The sequence below is a fragment of the Pelagibacterium halotolerans genome, assembly GCF_044811015.1.
Taxonomy (GTDB): Bacteria; Pseudomonadota; Alphaproteobacteria; order Rhizobiales; family Devosiaceae; genus Pelagibacterium; species Pelagibacterium halotolerans_A.
On the sequence record NZ_CP085243.1, the window covers coordinates 640690 to 657619 of the forward strand.

At 59.2% G+C, this 16930-nt stretch carries 14 protein-coding genes and 2 tRNA genes; 5 read left to right on the top strand and 11 right to left on the bottom strand.

Annotated elements, in window-relative coordinates; translation table 11 throughout:
- Positions 1-158: 158 nt before the first annotated feature.
- Entirely contained in the window at positions 159-1178 is a 1020-nt protein-coding gene (locus LG281_RS03125) for an amino acid ABC transporter substrate-binding protein (protein ID WP_404404270.1), read from the bottom strand.
- Positions 1179-1425: 247 nt separating this feature from the next.
- On the opposite strand from LG281_RS03125, the gene metC reads away from it, so the two are divergent.
- On the top strand, positions 1426-2619 hold the full coding sequence (metC, locus tag LG281_RS03130; protein WP_404404272.1) for a cystathionine beta-lyase: 1194 nt from the start codon (positions 1426-1428) through the stop codon (positions 2617-2619).
- On the opposite strand, the gene LG281_RS03135 is transcribed toward metC, so the two are convergent.
- Entirely contained in the window at positions 2595-3365 is a 771-nt protein-coding gene (locus LG281_RS03135; protein WP_404404274.1) for a phosphatase PAP2 family protein, read from the bottom strand. The genes metC and LG281_RS03135 overlap by 25 nt on opposite strands.
- Before the next feature lie 115 nt (positions 3366-3480).
- Here LG281_RS03135 and LG281_RS03140 point away from each other — a divergent pair.
- From LG281_RS03140 to LG281_RS03150, 3 genes are all read left to right on the top strand, one after another.
- Positions 3481-3557, top strand: a tRNA-Pro gene (locus LG281_RS03140).
- A gap of 59 nt (positions 3558-3616) precedes the next feature.
- Positions 3617-3922: an ETC complex I subunit gene (locus LG281_RS03145; RefSeq protein WP_404404276.1), complete on the top strand. Its 306-nt coding sequence runs from the start codon at positions 3617-3619 to the stop codon at positions 3920-3922.
- A gap of 152 nt (positions 3923-4074) precedes the next feature.
- Positions 4075-5631 carry an MDR family MFS transporter gene (locus LG281_RS03150; RefSeq protein ID WP_404404278.1) on the top strand — a complete coding sequence of 519 codons (1557 nt, stop codon included), beginning with the start codon at positions 4075-4077 and terminating at the stop codon, positions 5629-5631.
- Between the two features lie 3 nt (positions 5632-5634).
- On the opposite strand, the gene LG281_RS03155 is transcribed toward LG281_RS03150, so the two are convergent.
- From LG281_RS03155 to LG281_RS03195, 9 genes are all read right to left on the bottom strand, one after another.
- Positions 5635-6783 carry a Gfo/Idh/MocA family protein gene (locus tag LG281_RS03155; RefSeq protein ID WP_404404280.1) on the bottom strand — a complete coding sequence of 383 codons (1149 nt, stop codon included), beginning with the start codon at positions 6781-6783 and terminating at the stop codon, positions 5635-5637.
- A gap of 162 nt (positions 6784-6945) precedes the next feature.
- Positions 6946-8001 (bottom strand): sugar phosphate isomerase/epimerase family protein, encoded by a 1056-nt coding sequence (locus LG281_RS03160; protein WP_404404282.1) that lies wholly within the window; start codon positions 7999-8001, stop codon positions 6946-6948.
- 263 nt (positions 8002-8264) lie between these two features.
- On the bottom strand, positions 8265-9401 hold the full coding sequence (locus LG281_RS03165) for a Gfo/Idh/MocA family protein (RefSeq protein ID WP_404404284.1): 1137 nt from the start codon (positions 9399-9401) through the stop codon (positions 8265-8267).
- An 11-nt stretch (positions 9402-9412) separates the two neighbouring features.
- The gene (locus tag LG281_RS03170) at positions 9413-10159 is read right to left on the bottom strand and encodes a sugar phosphate isomerase/epimerase family protein (protein WP_404404286.1); all 747 of its coding nucleotides are present in this window, start codon (positions 10157-10159) and stop codon (positions 9413-9415) included.
- A gap of 13 nt (positions 10160-10172) precedes the next feature.
- Complete coding sequence (locus LG281_RS03175; protein WP_404404288.1) at positions 10173-11255, bottom strand: ABC transporter ATP-binding protein; 1083 nt, start codon at positions 11253-11255, stop codon at positions 10173-10175.
- Positions 11256-11260: 5 nt separating this feature from the next.
- Complete coding sequence (locus LG281_RS03180) at positions 11261-12184, bottom strand: carbohydrate ABC transporter permease (RefSeq protein WP_404404290.1); 924 nt, start codon at positions 12182-12184, stop codon at positions 11261-11263.
- On the bottom strand, positions 12181-13119 hold the full coding sequence (locus LG281_RS03185) for a carbohydrate ABC transporter permease (RefSeq protein WP_404404292.1): 939 nt from the start codon (positions 13117-13119) through the stop codon (positions 12181-12183). The genes LG281_RS03180 and LG281_RS03185 overlap by 4 nt, the downstream gene beginning before the upstream one ends.
- Positions 13120-13225: 106 nt before the next feature.
- Positions 13226-14473: an ABC transporter substrate-binding protein gene (locus LG281_RS03190; RefSeq protein WP_404404294.1), complete on the bottom strand. Its 1248-nt coding sequence runs from the start codon at positions 14471-14473 to the stop codon at positions 13226-13228.
- Between the two features lie 432 nt (positions 14474-14905).
- Complete coding sequence (locus tag LG281_RS03195) at positions 14906-16195, bottom strand: DEAD/DEAH box helicase (RefSeq protein WP_404404296.1); 1290 nt, start codon at positions 16193-16195, stop codon at positions 14906-14908.
- Positions 16196-16840: 645 nt separating this feature from the next.
- Here LG281_RS03195 and LG281_RS03200 point away from each other — a divergent pair.
- A tRNA-Arg gene (locus LG281_RS03200) sits at positions 16841-16917 on the top strand.
- Positions 16918-16930 lie beyond the last annotated feature (13 nt).

Consider the following 16930-nt stretch of genomic DNA (forward strand, 5'->3'; position numbering starts at 1 on the left):
GCGCTCTACGAGCGCGCCCGCAGGAGAACAAGGCCCGGTCCCGTCCGGAATTCCCGGCCAAGGACGGCCTACCTCTGTCGACTGCGCGCCCCTTACCCAAAAGGCAAATACGAAAACTCCCGGCCGTCGATACGGCCGGGAGCGTCGAATAGGCGGAGTTACCGAATCGGCATGCCGTACTGGATGCCACCCTCGGTCCAAAGATTATTGACACCGCGGGGAATGGCAATGATCGTGTCCATGCCGACGTGGCGATCATAGATTTCGCCGTAGTTACCGACATGCTTGACGATACGGTAAGCCCAATCCGGCGACAGGCCGATCGGGGTACCGAAATCGCCCTCGACGCCGAGCAGACGGCGAATCGAGGGGTTTTCAGAACCCAACATGTCGTCGACATTTTCCGATGTTACGCCAAGCTCTTCAGCATTGAGAAGCGCGAAGTAGACCCACTTGGCGATGTTGAACCACTGGACGTCATCCGAGCGCACGACCGGGCCGAGCGGTTCTTTCGAAATGATTTCCGGCAGAATGACGTAGGCGCTAGGATCCGCAAACCGGCTGCGTTCCGCGGCAAGCGCGGAGCTGTCGGTCGTATACACATCACACCGGCCGTCGATGAAGGCCTGTACCACTTCGTCCTGATTGACGAACACGACCGCGTTGGACAGGTCCATGCCGTTGGCGGCGAAGTAGTCGGCGAGGTTGAGTTCGGTCGTTGTACCGGACTCAACGCAGACTGCGGCGCCGGAAAGCTCCAAAGCGGACGTTACACCCAAATCCTCACGAATCAGGAAGCCCTGCCCGTCGTAGAACATGACGCCAGCAAAGCTGAGGCCGAGGTCTGTGTCGCGGGTCATAGTCCAGGTCGTAGTACGCGACAGCACGTCGATGTTGCCATTGCCAAGGCTCTCGAAGCGCGAGGACGACGTCAGAGGCGTGTAGCGCACGGCATCAGGATCATCAAAGATCGCCGCAGCCATGGCACGACAATAGTCGACGTCAAGGCCGGTCCAGTTGTTGTTTTCGTCGGGGAACGAAAAGCCCGGAACGCCTTCGGTCACGCCGCACTGGAGATAGCCACGCTCCATAACTTCATCGAGCGTCTGGCCAAAAGCCACGGACGACGCAGTCGCCATGGCGGCTGCCACTGCGAAAGTGAACAGTTGCTTTTTCATAAGTTTGCCTTTGTTTCCTAACCCTTGAATTGGATACGGCCGCGGGTCAGTTTACCCCGGCCGTTTTCCGCATTTGACGCGGATAACCTCCAGTCCTATTGCCATCGGACCATCGGTCGTTCAGCATCGAAGCCCGGTTTTGACGCTGGCGTCAAGGCAAAAACGCTACGACAATAGTCACATCCCCAAGCCTGCCTAATTACGCAGCAGCAATATTGACCTATTTTCTTCCAGGTTCGCGCTCCTCATGCCCAATTCTTCAGAAAAGCCGCCCTTTCCCGCCGGCATCGAAACCCTCCTGACTCATGCCGGCCGCAAGCCGGCGCAACACGCCGGCTTCGTCAACACACCTGTCTATCGGGGCAGCACGGTTATTTTCGAGACATTGGATGCGCTCGAGGATCACACGATACGCTACCGATACGGCCGGCAGGGCACGCCGCTGACCACCGGGCTTGAAGACATTATCTCCGAGCTCGAAGGCGCTGAGGGGACCGTTCTTGCGCCTTCAGGCGTCGCCGCGATTTCAACCGCGCTTTTGAGCTGCCTGTCGGCAGGTGACGAAGTGCTCATTACAGACAGCGTTTATCAACCAACCCGCGATTTGGCCGATAGCGTACTGGCGCGACTTGGCATTTCGGCACGATATTTCGATCCCCGCATCGGCGCGGAGATCGCCAATATCGTGAGCGATACTACACGGGCAGTCTTTCTCGAAAGCCCTGGATCGCTGACCTTCGAACTCCAGGACATTCCCGCGATCACCAACGCGCTACGTGGAATGGATATCGTCACATTAGTCGACAACAGCTGGGCGACACCGCTTTTCTGCCGGCCGCTCGCACTTGGCGCCGACATCGTTATTCATTCGGGCACCAAGATGTTTGTCGGACATTCGGATGTAATGATGGGAACTGTTTCGGCCAACGCACGCGCGCTGCCCGACCTCAAGAAAACGCACAGAAGCCTTGGTATCACGGCTTCACCCGACGATAGCTATCTCACCACACGCGGTATGCGGACGCTTGCCGTGCGTATGGCCGAGCATCGGGATCGGGCAATGGAATTGGCCGGGTGGCTTGATGCGCAAGAGGGTGTATTGGCGGTGCTGCATCCCGCTCTCTCCTCGCATCCGGATCATGCTCTTTTTAAAAGGGACTTTTCCGGCTCGGGCAGCTTGTTCTCATTTGTCCTGCCCCCTGCTCCGCGTGCTGCAATCGCGGCTTTTGTCGACGATCTTACACTGTTCGGAATGGGTTACTCGTGGGGTGGCTTCGAAAGCCTCATCCTACCCGCCAAACCGGACAAAATCCGCACTGCCGTACCCTGGCGCGAAGCGGGCAACCTGTTCAGAATCCATGTCGGGTTCGAGGATATGGAAGGTCTAAAATCCGACCTTGCGGCGGGGCTTGCGCGCTATTTCAAGGCAACCGGGATGTGACCTCGGCGTATCTTGCGCAGAAGCGGAAGAAAGCCTGTGTATATGCGGAAGCGAATCTGCCCGTCTTTGAACCGCATCGACCAATTGCGCGTTGCAAAGAAGTCGCGGATGACGATGGCCGTCAGCGTGCCGACGACCGTGCCACCAATAACGTCCGAAAGGTAATGGTCGCCAACGACGATGCGGCTGAGGCCGATGGCGAGCCCCGTACCGAAGACAGCAATACGATACCGGCCGTTGAGAATCGTAAACAGGACGACCGAAAAAGCCATCGCAGTCGTCGCATGGCCAGACGGGAAGCTGTGGAGGCGCCAGTCGAGAATCTGCAATGGATCGAAGTAGAGAACGCCGTAATCGTCGAGATAGAGCGGTCGGCCCCGACCGATCAGACGCTTTAATACAACGGTAACGAGCCCACTAATGCCCACGCTTGCGAAGATGTAAAACGATGTGCCGGCAAGTGAACGCGCTGCCCAGCGCCAACTATAGGTCAGTGGCAAATAAGTCCCCCCCTGTCCGACGAGCATGCCCAAAAGCGTAGGGTAAAGAATCCAGCCTGAGGTGCCGAAATCCGTGATGAATGCGAAAAAAGCGCGCTCGTACCCAGGCCAGCTCTGAAGCGCAAGGCTGACGTCACGGTCGAACAGGATGGCGACGAGCAGGAGAGTCAGCAGGCCGGCCATCGGCCAAAGTACCAGAAGGCGGCGCCTGGAGTTGCGCGCGCGCAGATTGCGCCAGACGCGCATTGTCAAACTGTCTTCGTTAAGCACGGGCAGATCGCCTCAGAAATGTCGTTGGGTGGTCCGGTATCATGACTTGCCGGAACAAGAAAGAATGTGTATCGGATCGGCATGGCCATGTCGGGGTATAGCTCAGCCTGGTAGAGCACCGGTTTTGGGAACCGGGGGTCGCAAGTTCGAATCTTGCTGCCCCGACCAGCCATTAAGCAGCACCCCTCTCGCAGGAGGGCGTGCGGAGCCAGACAGGAATATACGCTATGGTCGCACGCATCTATCGCCCCGCCCGTAACGCCATGCAGTCCGGCAAGGCCAGGACGCATGAGTGGGTGCTGGAGTTCGAGCCCGAACAGCCACGGTCGATCGATCCGCTCATGGGGTACACCTCGTCAGGCGACATGAAGCAGCAAATCAAGCTGCGCTTCGAAACTCTCGAAGAAGCTGAAGCTTATGCCGTGCGTGAGGGTATTCCTTACGTCGTTCAGCCGGTACAGGAGCCTTCGATCAAGAAAGTTGCCTATTCGGACAATTTCCGATTCGACCGCAAGGCACCCTGGACCCATTGAAGCGGCATTAGGGTCCCGCCTTACTGGAATTGATGGTTTGGTCTTTGCTTCCCCCTCCGTCATCACCCGGCTTGTCCGGGTGATGACGGAGGGGGAATGTTGGGCACCCCGCCCTTCACGGCGAGGCAAGACACCAGCACGAGGCCTTTGCAATGATCGATACGCCCGTTGGCGCTTCCCTTTCCCCTACCCGGAAGCTGACAATCTATCTTGCCGTTCTGTTTGGCCTGTTCATGGCCACGCTCGATGCGCAAATCATTGCAACTGCGTTGCCGACAATTGCCGCAGACCTGGGCAAACTCGAATTGTTCGGCTGGGTTGGCGCCGCCTATCTCCTTGCAACCGCATCCGTTACACCATTTTATGGCAAGCTCGGCGATCTTTTCGGCCGCAAACCGGTTTTCATGGCGGCGATCATTCTGTTTGTGCTTGGATCTCTCGCATGCGGGCTAGCCTGGTCGATGGAGGCGCTGATCGCTGCGCGCGTCCTGCAAGGCATTGGCGGCGGTGGGCTCATGACCTCGGCCTTTGCAGTTATCGCAGACCTATTCGAACCGCGCGAGCGGGCTAAATATCAGGGGTTCACCGCTGCGGCGTTTACGCTGTCAAACTTGGTAGGCCCGGTTGCCGGTGGAGTTATCAGCCAAGCAATCGGATGGCCGTTCGTCTTTCTCGTCAATCTGCCGATTGGCATCGCGGTGATTGCGGTCGTCGTCATCGCCATGCCGCGTTTTGAGACCGGGCGCAGCCCAAAAATCGATTACATCGGCGGATTTCTGCTTGCCGCTGCCGTGACATTGGCGGTTTTCTGGGCAGAAGAGGTTGTCGGCAACGGCTATGGCGGCGCGATGGGCTATGTTTTGCCGGTTCTCGTCGTTCTATCCGCTACAGGCTTTGTGCTTGTCGAGCGGCGGGCGGTCGAGCCGATCATTCCGCTTCGGTTATTTGCCGATTCGACGATCTCCTTGACGCTGATCATATCCGTTTTGGCAGGTGTTACGACGCTCGGAATGCTCAACTATTTCGCGCTTTTCTTACAGACAGTGACGGGGTTGCCTCCGGCTTTGGCAGGGCTCCTGTTCCTGCCGGCTTCCGTGGGCTCGCTCGTGGCTTCGATTGGCAGCGGATATCTGGTGGCGCGGAGCGGGCGGTACAAGATCTACCCGGTGATCTCGATGGCGCTCGGCATTGCCGTTCTGTTGGTCTTTGCGACCGTGCATGCGGGCACGCCTGTGTGGTTCATCGGCGGACTGATGTTCCTGTTCTCGATCAGTATCGGGCTGCAAATGCAGACGCTTATGGTAGCCGTGCAAGCGGCCGCTCCGCATCGTGACGTGGGCGCGGCGACTGGTGCATTGACGCTTGCGCGGATGGTCGGCGCCTCGCTCGGACTGGCGGCAAATGGCGGATTGCTCACAGCGGCGCTGACGCGGGGTCAGGCGGTCTTGAGCCCCCAAACGCTGACGACGATGAACGAAAGAACGATGACGGATATGACGCCGGATGTCATCGCGACCCTGCCTCCCGCCGCAGCCGCCGAAGTTGTCGAAACCTTCTCCGGCGCATTCGGGACACTCTTCTATTTTGGTGCGGCAATGCTTGCGGCGGGCCTGGTTTGCGCACTCATGATGAAGGATGTGCGCTTGGGCACGCCCGAAAAGCAGGAACCGCAGGCGAGCGCCGAGGCACAGCCTGCGGTTGCCGAATAATCCTTACGCCCCCAAAGCTGTCCAGCGGCTGTCGTCCTGGCTGGACTTGACCGAGGCCATGATGAACTCCAGCCCCTCGACACCGTCGGCGAGCGAAGGCAGCAACGGTTCGTACGCCTGCCCCTTACCACGAATGACGGCGGCGAACTGGCTGTAGAGCGTACCGAAGGCCTCGAGATAGCCTTCAGGATGGCCGCCGGGGATGCGGATGCCCATGGCACTCGCGGGTTCACCGTCAATGGCACCGCCGCGTGTCAGGCGCTGGCGGGGTTTGCCGAATTCGGTGAACCACATGGCATTGGGGTTCTCCTGTTCCCATTCAAGGCCGCCCTTGTCGCCATAGACCCGCAGCTTGAGTCCGTTCTCGTTACCGATAGCAACCTGGCTGGCCCAAAGCATGCCCTTGGCACCGCCTTCGAAACGCAGCATGACGTGGACGTTGTCGTCGAGCTTGCGGCCCGGAACGAAGGCCGTAAGGTCGGCCGCCACTGCCTCAGTCTTCAAACCGGTGACGAAACGGGCCAGGTTGTAGGCGTGGGTGCCGATATCGCCGATAGCGCCGCCTGCGCCTGATTTGGCTGGATCGGTGCGCCAGGCAGCCTGCTTGTTCTCTTCATCGGCTTCGGCGGCCAGCCAGTCCTGGGCATATTCGACCTGTACGACGCGCAGCTTGCCCAGAGCGCCTGACTGAACGAGTTCACGGGCCTGCCGGATTAGTGGGTACCCTGTGTAGTTGTGGGTAAGCAGGAACTTCGCGCCGTTTTTGGGCTGAATCTTCGCGAGCGCATAGGCGTCCTCGAGTGAAGCGGTCAATGGTTTATCACAGATGACGTGGATACCCGCTTCAAGGAAAGCCTTGGCCGGAGCGAAATGCATGTGGTTCGGCGTCACGATCGATACAGCTTCAATGCCATCAGCGCGGGCGGCTTCGGCTTTGGCCATCTCGTTGAAGTCGGTGTAGATGCGGTCCTCGGCCAGGCCGAAATTGCGCCCGCTCTCTTTGGCCACCTCGGGGCGAGAGGACAGTGCGCCGGCAACGAGCTGAAAGTCGCCATCAAGGCGCGAAGCCAACCGGTGGACGTAGCCGATGAAGGCACCGGTGCCGCCGCCGACCATGCCGAGGCGGATCGGGCGGTCTCCTTGTTCTGACATATTCGTCTTCTCCTTAAACTTCCATCGCGATGCCATCGGAATGGAAGTTTCAAATTGTTATGTGATCGCGTATTCGCTTTCATGACCCTTCGGATCGAACCGAAAAAGTGGCATGCATCCCCGGATCGCGTCCGAGGACATGCTTTTTTCTGAAAACGCTCCTTAATCGAGTCCCAGCATCTTGCGGTTGGCTGCCTTGTCCGTACCGCCACCGGCGAAGTCGTCGAAAGCCTTCTCCGTCACCCGGATGATGTGTTCGGCGATGAATTGTGCACCCTCACGCGCACCATCCTCTGGGTGCTTGAGCGCGCACTCCCATTCGAGCACGGCCCAGCCCTTGAAGTCATATGCAGCCAGCTTGGAGAAGATGGCCGCGAAGTCAACCTGGCCATCGCCAAGCGAGCGGAAGCGCCCTGCCCTGTCGACCCAACTCTGGTAGCCACCATAGACGCCCTGACGCCCCGTCGGGTTGAACTCGGCATCCTTGACGTGGAACATCTTGATCCGGTCTTTGTAGATGTCGATGTAATCGATGTAATCGAGCTGCTGGAGTACGAAGTGGCTCGGGTCATAGAGCAGGTTGGCGCGAGCGTGGTTGTTTACACGCTCAAGGAACATTTCGTAGCTGACGCCGTCGTGGAGATCTTCGCCCGGGTGGATTTCATAGCATAGGTCCACTCCAGCCTCATCGAAGACATTGAGGATGGGCGTCCAGCGGCGGGCAAGTTCGTCGAAGGCTTCCTCGACAAGGCCCGCCGGGCGCTGCGGCCAAGGATAGACATAAGGCCAGGCCAGCGCACCCGAGAAGGTAGCATGCTCGGTGATCCCAAGGTTCTGCGAGGCCTTGGCGGCCATCATGAGCTGGCCAACGGCCCATTCCTGACGGGCTTTAGGGTTACCTCGGACTTCAGGCGCCGCAAAGCCGTCAAAGGCGACGTCATAAGCCGGGTGAACGGCGACAAGTTGGCCCTGCAGATGGGTCGAGAGTTCGGTGATGGTGATGCCATGCTTGCCGGCGATGCCTTTGAGCTCGTCGCAATAATCCTTCGAGCTGGCGGCCTTCTCGAGATCGATGAAATCGGCAACCCAGCTCGGAATCTGCACGCCCTTGTAACCGAGCCCTGCAGCCCATTCGCAAATGGCGTCGAGCGAATTGAATGGCGGCGTGTCCCCGGCGAACTGCGCGAGAAAAATCGCCGGTCCCTTGATCGTCTGCATTTGGCTCCTCCGCGTTATGCTGTTCGGCTTTCGCATGCATCCTGATGCACGTACATCAACCGTAAACGTTTACAGGATAGTTGCGTGCTGTTTTCTGTCAAGCGTGTCCGGTACGCAATGCTTTGCATAGCAATGATATAAAATCGCGACGCACAATCCTCTCATGCGTCGCTAAATGTTTCGTCAAGCGCTCCGATCCAGCCTACGGTTTTGTTGCCGTGGGATTTTCGCGAAAACCGGTTCCCGCTTTTTCGCATCCCGCTCTAAGCCAGAAGCGCCCTCGCTTCGTTCGGGCCCAGCGCCAGCGGCCGTTCGCAGGTCGTTGTCAGATCGACCGCATTGCCAGTTTCGCCGGCACGTAGGATCGAAGTCATCACATCGACCGCGTGGAGGGCGACATCGAGCGAGCAACGGGCAGGCCTACCCTGGTCGACCGCCTGCATCATGTCGGCCAGTCCCGCAGTGCGGTAGTTCGCGAAGGCGGGGCCATTCGGGCGGTCCCAATTGGCGACGCCTAGCGGATGCTCCCAAGGCGTTAGCGTTTCGCGCCCGCCGTCGCGGGTCGCCTTGATGAGGTCGCCGCCGAAGAAGTTCGGATCAGGAACGAAGAGGCTCGCATCGGTGCCATAGAGTTCCATGTTGCGATGCTCATGGGCTTCGACGTCCCATGAAGCACCCAGCGTGATGACGGCGCCGTTTTCGAATTCCAGGATCGCATGGATCGTCGTCGGCGTTTCAACCGTGACGTACTCGCCTTTACGCGGTTCGCTGCTGATCAGGCGCTTGTCGCGCGGGGTCGCGGACATCGCCGTCACGCGTTTGACCGGGCCGACGAGGTTGATGAGGTTCGTCACGTAATAGGGCCCGATATCGAGCACCGGGCCGGCACCGGGCTTGAAAAAGAAGTCCGGATTGGGGTGCCAGTGCTCGAGGCCGTAGCTCATCACATGGCAAGTCCCCGAAACGATGCGGCCGATCGCGCCTTCGTCGATCAGGGCACGCGCCTGCTGGTGGGCGCCGCCCAAGAAGGTATCGGGGGCCGAACCGACCGTAACGCCCTTCTCCTCGGCGAGCGTCCGCAGCGCCTTGCCGTCATCGACCGACAGGACAAAGGGCTTTTCAGAATAAGCGTGCTTGCCCGCGTGGACGATCTCCTTGGTCACCCCGTAATGCGCCTCGGGAATCGTCAGGTTGACGATAACGTCGAGTTCGCTGTTGGCGAGCAATTGATCGGGCGTCTGCGCGGCGACGCCGAACTCCTCGGCGCGTGCTTTCGCGGCAGCCGGAACGATATCGGCGACGGCGCGGACTTCGATGCCTTTAAAAAGCGGCGCGAGCTTAAGATAGGCCGTGGAAATATTGCCGGCGCCCATAATGCCGACGCCATAAGTCTTTGCCATGATGAACCGTCCTAATAGGTTTTGGCTGCGGTGATCGACCGCGAGGCAAAGCGTTCGAGATCGGATGGATTGTCGTGCTCCATCACGAAGTGCCGTGCCTTGGTTTTTTCCTTGATGAGCGGCAAAAGCGTCACCCAATTCATAGTGCCCTGCCCGACATCCGCCCAGCCGTCTTCGTCCTTTGCCTCGCCTTCGGGTGCGATGTCCTTGACGTGGACCGCGACGATGCGGCCGCCATATTTTTCGAGCCAGGCTTTGGGATCGTTTTCGCCCCGGACGACCCAGGCGACGTCCATTTCCCAATCGATGTCCGGCGCACCTTCGAGGAGGATATTCATCGGCAATTCGCCGCTCGCGGTCGGCCAGAACTCGAAGTGGTGGTTGTGCCAGCCAAAGCCGAAGCCTTCGGCTTTGTAGAACTCACCGAGCGATGCAAGCTCCTCGGCGAGCGCTTTCCAGGCGTCCTCCTCCTGCTCCCAGAGCGGGCGTGGGATGGCCGGGCAGAACAGGGTTTCCACACCCAGGGTGCGCGCCGTTTTGACGGCGGTGGCTTTATCCTGGAGCTGATCGAGCCCGAAGTGCCCCGTCGGCATGGTGAGATTGTTCTTTGCGAGCAGGTCCTTGATCTCGTCGGCCTTGTCGTAAAGCCCGCCGAAGCCCTCCACGCTCTTGTAGCCCAGCCGCGCAAGCAGCTCGAAGACATAGGCGAGCGGCGGGAAGTTCCGCGCGCTATAGAGCTGGAACGAAAAGTCGGTCATTTTGTATGGTCCGTTAGATGCGTGTGCTGGTTTTTGCGTCGAATATCGAAGCGCGTACCGGATCGAAGCCGAGTTTGACTTTCTGTCCTTCGGCGAGCGGCACTTCGGAATCGCAGCGGAATTTGAAGGTCTGGCCGGCGAGCGTCGTCCACCCCACGGTGTCCGAACCCATCGGTTCGATGATTTCAACCTCCGCCTCGAATTGAACAGGCTGGCTCACCGCCGCTTCGCCAATCGCAACGTGTTCGGGGCGGACGCCGAGAATGACGTCACCGGAGGCATGCTGGTTGCCCGGCTCGAACTCGTAGCGCGCAATACCGATCTCGGTCGACCCGGCCTTGATCATGCCGCCGGCCAGCTCGCCTTCGATGAAGTTCATCGAAGGCGAGCCGATGAAGCCGGCCACGAAAAGGTTGACGGGTTTATTATAGATCGTGTGTGGGTCGGCGAGTTGCTGGATAACCCCACCCTTCATGATCGCGATCCGGTCGGCGAGAGTCATCGCCTCGACCTGATCGTGGGTCACGTAGATCATGGTGTTCTTGAGCCGGTGATGCAGGCGCTTGATCTCGACGCGCAAGTCCGAACGGAGCTTGGCGTCGAGGTTCGAGAGCGGCTCATCGAAGAGGAACACGTCCACATCGCGCACCAGCGCCCGGCCGATGGCCACGCGCTGACGCTGACCGCCGGAGAGGTTGGCGGGCTTGCGATCGAGCAGCGGTTCGATCTGTAGGATTTCCGCCGCGTGCGCGACGCGCTTCTCGATTTCGTCCTTCTTGAAGCCGGCAACCTGCAGGCCGAAGGAAAGGTTCTTGCGCACCGACATCTGCGGGTAAAGCGCGTAGGACTGGAACACCATGCCGATGCCGCGATCCTTGGGCTCTTCCCAGGTGACGTTCTTGCCGGAGATGAAGATCTGGCCGCCGGTCACATCCAGAAGTCCGGCAATGCAGTTCAAAAGCGTGGACTTGCCGCAGCCTGAGGGGCCGAGCAGGACCAGAAATTCGCCCGGTGCGATATCGAGATTCATCGACTGGAGCACATTGACGTGCCCAAAGCTCAATGAGAGGTCTTTTACCGAAACGCTTGGTTCCATTGCATTTATCCTTTCACAGCACCGGCGGCGATGCCGCGGACGAACCATTTACCGGAGATGAAGTAGACCGCCAGAGGGACGGCTGCCGCAAGGATGGTGGCGGCCATGTTGACGTTGTACTCCCGGGTACCAGTGGTCGTCGTGACGATATTGTTGAGCTGCACGGTCATAGGCATGTTGGGACGTCCGGCGAAGACTGTGCCGAACAGGAAGTCGTTCCATATGCCCGTAGTCTGCAGGATGACCGCAACGATGGTGATGGGCACGGCCATGGGCACCATGATCCTGAAGAAGATCTGCCAGAACCCTGCTCCGTCGATACGCGCGGCCTTGAAGAGTTCTTCGGGGAGTGAGGCGAAGAAGTTGCGGTACAGGAGTGTCAGGATCGGCATGCCGAAGATGGTGTGTACGATGATGATGCCAGGCAGAGTTGCAAACAGCCCGAGTTCGCGCATGAAGATGATGAGCGGATAGATCACCACCTGATAGGGCACGAAGGCGCCGAACATCAGGATGCCGAAGAAGACTTCCGATCCCTTGAACTTCCAGAAGCTGAGCGCATAGCCGTTGATGGCCGCGATCAGGATCGAGATGGCAACCCCCGGCAGCGTGATTTTGACCGAGTTCCAGAAGCCTGGGCTCAGGCCGTTGCAATCACGGCCCGTACATGCGGTCGCCCAGGCTTTGATCCAGGGCTCGAAGGTGAGTTCCTGCGGCCAATTGAACAGATTGCCCAAGCGAATTTCGGGCATTGTCTTGAGCGAGGTGACAATCATCACCCAAAGCGGCAACAAGAAGTAGATCGCCGCAATGATGAGGAACGCATAGACGCCGATCCGCGAAAGCGTGATGCGCGCGGGTTTGGGGCCAATTGGCTCGACGCGCGACTGGGCACCGGCGCTGGTGGTGGAAACTGTCGTGTCGGTCATTTCGCGGCAACTCCCTGACCCTGCGGCAGCGCTTCGGCTACGGTCGTAGCGCTCACAGATTTCCGCCGGCTACGCCAGGCGAAGAATTGCTGAAGGCCGACCAGGATCATGATCGGCAGCAGCATCATGGCGGCTGCCGCCATGCCGAGCCCGACATTGGACCGGCCGGTGATATGCTGGATCACGAAGACTGCCGGCATTTGGGTTGCAATGCCCGGTCCGCCCTGGGTCATGGCGATGATGAGATCGAAAACCCGCACCACGCCAACGCATTGCAGGACGAACGCCGTGACGAACGCGCCGCGCATCATGGGCAGTACGATGAAGAGATAGGTTTTCCACGGCGGGATGCCGTCAACGCGGGCGGCCTTCCAGACCTCCTCGTCGACGCCGCGCAGCCCGGCGAGCAGGATCGCCATGGTCACGCCGACGCCGTTCCAGACACCGGCGACGATGACACCGTAAATTGCGGTTGTTTCATTGGTAAGCGGCGAGAAGCGGAAGTTTTCAAAGCCGAAATTGTTCATCGCGGCCTGGAGCCCGAGATTGGGGTCCATGATCCACTGCCATACGAGGCCGGTCACCACGAGCGACATGGCAAAGGGGTAGAGAAAGATCGTCCTGAAGGTGTCCTCGGCCTTGATCCTCTGGTCCATGAAGACGGCCAAGAGATAACCGAAGATCATGTTGAAGCCGATCGACAGAACGCCGAAGAGCCAGATGTTGCGCACCGACACCAGCCAGCGCTGGGTGGTCCAGAGGCGCTCATACTGCTGCCATCCAATGAAATCGAAGCTAGGAAGCAGACGAGAATTGGTGAAGGACAGGACGATGGAATAGATAATACAGATGACAAAAACGCCGACGGCAGTTGCAATCATCGGGCTGAGCCCGAGCAGCGCCATCGGGTTGGCATATCTGCGACGCTTGGCCATGGCTCGCTCTCGCATTGTGGGCTTAGGGAGAGTCCCGTAGCCCCGATTACACCTGGGTGCGGTGCGGCTTGAGCCGCACCGCACCTTAATCGAATGCCGAACCGAATTATTCGGCGGCGGTTTCGATGATGTTTGCGAAGCGTTCCTGGGCCTCTTCAATCGTCATGTCGCGATTGAAGGAGAATTCGGCCCAAAGATCGTCTAGGCGCCCTTGGTCGTCCTGCGTAAAGAAGATACCCGTGCCTTGGAACACGCGATCAGGGTTCTTCAGGATCTCGATGCCCTTGAGCATGCACGAGTCAGCGAGCGACATATCGACGTCGTCACGGACGGGCAGCGAGCCCTTGGCGTTGTTGAACAGCGCCTGGACGCGCGGGTTGACCATCATCGACGCCATCTGGAGCTGAGCGGCTTCGACTTCGGGGTCATCCTGCTTGGGGAAGATGAAGACGTCGCCGCCAGTATCGAGGTATGGATCCTCGGACGGGCCAGCGATACATTCATAGTCTTCACCGGCAACTTCGCCGGCCACGGCGAACTCGCCACGAGCCCAGTCGCCCATGATCTGCAGAGCGGCTTCGTCCTGGATCACGAGATTGGTCGTGTCGTTCCAGTTACGGTTGGCCGCACCGTCATCGATATTGGCCGTAATATCACGCCAGATCTGGAGCGCTTCGGCGACTTCGGGACCACGCGCAAACTCGGCATCGCGGTCGCGATAGAGCCGGTAATGCCCGTCAATACCGATGACAGAAAGCATCACAACGCCGAGGGCACCGGAATGTTGCCAGGTTTCACCACCAATAGCCAACGGGATGATGTCCGCGTCCAGGAGCGCCGGAACCTGATCGCGGAACTCGGCGATATTGGTCGGGGGTTCAAGACCGGCGGCCTCGAACGCAGGGATGGATGCCCAAGCCCACTGCCAGGAGTGAATGTTGACTGGAACACAATAGATACGGCCCTCGAATTCGCAGACGTCGAGAATGGCGTCGGGACGGATGAAGTCGCGCCAGCCTTCTTCCTCGGCAAGGTCGGTCAGGTCGAGCAACAGGCCGGCTTCGGCGAGCTCTTCGAACTGACGGGAAATGTTGAACTGCGCGGCACCGGGCGCGTCACCGCCAAGGACACGCTGCAGCGTTGCGGAACGCGCGTTATCGCCACCGGCAATGGCAGTATCGATCCAGCTATGCTCGCCCAGAGCGTCGAATTCCTGCGCGAATACGGAAACGGCCGCCTGCTCGCCGCCGGACGTCCACCAGTGGATAACCTCCACCTCGGCAGCCTGGCTCGGCGCAATCGCACCCATAAGCGCGGCTGCCGAAACGGCACCCGCCAGCACATAACGATTCATTGTCTTCCTCCCAAAGGGTTCCAAGGGGCCAACGGCCCCGTCTCCTCACATTTTGCGCCGGTTGCGCTATACTTACGCACTCTCCTCCAGCAACAAAATGTAATCGATTACATCTCAGCACTATCGCTTGGTGCAATCGATTTCATCACCTTCCCGCGTTTGTGCAATTGCTGTCAAGGGCCAATGCGACAAAAGTCGTAGATGACGCTCAGTCCCTGCCCGCAGCGCACTCTCAAACACGCCATAAACCGAGCTTAGATGACATTACCCACAGCTCAAATAAAAAAGACGCGCCCCAGACCGAGGCGCGTCCTTTGTCGTCGGCAATCGCCGTGAAGAAGACGGTGAGCGCATGTCGCACCGAGTTGCATTCGGTGCGACACACTCAAATTCTTTATCTTATCGCGCGTCCGAACTGAAAAGCGGCGCGCTCTATGCGGCGTAGCGCGCGCGCTTGCCCCGACTTTTTTTAGCACGCACAGGCGTGGCTTTCTGCGTATCGACGCGCTTGGCCTTGGCAGACTTGCCCTGCCCGGCTTTGCCGCGCGGCCCCTGTTTCTTGCCGCCCGGACGTTCGAAGCGCGGCGCATGTTCCGGGCGTTCACCGCTGGCAGTGTCGACAGTTATGCCCATCAGTTTTTCAACCGCGCGCAATAGCGCAAATTCAGCAGGTGCACACAGCGCAACGGCTTCACCCTCGGCGCCAGCGCGGGCGGTACGGCCAATACGGTGCACGTAATTCTCGGCAACCTCGGGCAGTTCGAAGTTGTAGACATGGCTGACACCAGGGATATCGATGCCACGCGCGGCAACGTCGGTTGCCACGAGGACGCGGATGGTGCCGTTGCGGAAGGCCTTGAGTGTACGCTCGCGCTGGCTCTGGCTCTTGTTGCCGTGGATAGAGCCGACGGCGAATCCCGCACCCTGAAGGAATTTCGCGAGCTTTTCGGCACCATGCTTCGTCCGTGTGAAGACGAGCGAGAGCGAATCGGATGCATCACCGATCAGCGAGGCAAGCAGCTCCGGTTTCGTCTTTGCATCGATGTAGTGGACCGACTGGCTGATCTTGTCCGCGGCTTTGCCCGGCGTGGCAACCTCGATCCGCACCGGATTGGTGAGATAGGTGGAAGCGATTTCAGCCATTTGCCTGGGCATGGTCGCCGAAAAAAGCAGGGTTTGGCGCGGTTCGCCGACGAGACGCGCAATTTCGCGGAGGGCGTGGATGAAGCCCAGGTCAAGCATCTGGTCGGCTTCGTCGAGGACAAGGAATTTTGCAGAGTCCAGCCGAACGGCCTGGCGCTTGACGAGATCGAGCAGGCGCCCCGGAGTGGCTACGAGAATGTCGCTGCCATGGGCAAGCGCCTTGACCTGAGCCTGGATAGACATGCCGCCGACCACACAATTGACCTTGATAGGCGTGCTCTTTGTAAAGCCGCGAAGGTTGACGGCGATCTGGTTCACCAGTTCGCGGGTTGGCGCCAGTATGAGCGACTTGATGGTCTTGGGCGCAGGCTTGCCCGGGATGGCCATGAGGTGATGGACGAGCGGGAGGCCGAACGCGGCGGTCTTGCCGGTGCCGGTTTGGGCGAGGCCCATGATATCGCGGCCGGCGAGCACTTGGGGGATAGCCTGGGCCTGGATCGGCGTTGGGGTGTCAAAGCCGAGTGAATCGAGCGCTTTGACGAGGGCCGGATTGAGGCCGAGGGGAAGAAATTGAGTCAAATGGACTACCTTTTTTCAGGCGCGGCTTTGCGCGCGCCCGAGACAAACAGACATGGGATCCGAAACGCATCGAGCGTATCGGACCTATGTTGCGGTTTTCGATTCTGAACGCGCTCAGAGGCCTTATTGCCTAGCCAAGCGTCAGAAGCGTCAGAACCCCGCGTGATGTGGGAACTATTGGAAATGAGCGCCGGAACACCTGAAGTATCGTACAGAGCAGACCGAATACCGGTCGCCGGTGCGGGCCGCTCACGCGGCGGCCATGCGGCAGCTGCGTTCATATCGGCGCGATCCGGCGCAAAGTCAAGCAGGCATTTGGCCGTTGTCGGCAAACTCAGGACCTAGCATCGATTATGAATAGGGGTTTGACGGGTCATAGTCCGAGAACCTTTCGTGGAAAATCACGTGCCGTGGACCAATGTCCACAAGCGGGATTTTTCGCGACAAGGGGCCGAACTATAACCCGCCCGGAGGGTTTTGCATAAATCGCCCACTGCCGGCGCGTTTCGAACAGCACGGGCGATAGCCCCGCCCTGCTCGAAACGTTTGGCATTGAACGATTTATGCAAAATCAACCCCCTATCCATAAGTGTTGACAGGTCCTATCCTGACAAAGCTGGCAAATTGGGTTAGATGACCCGCGATGGCCCCGTAGCTCAGCTGGATAGAGCAGTAGCCTTCTAAGCTATTGGTCGCAGGTTCGAATCCTGCCGGGGTCGCCAGTCTCACACACCG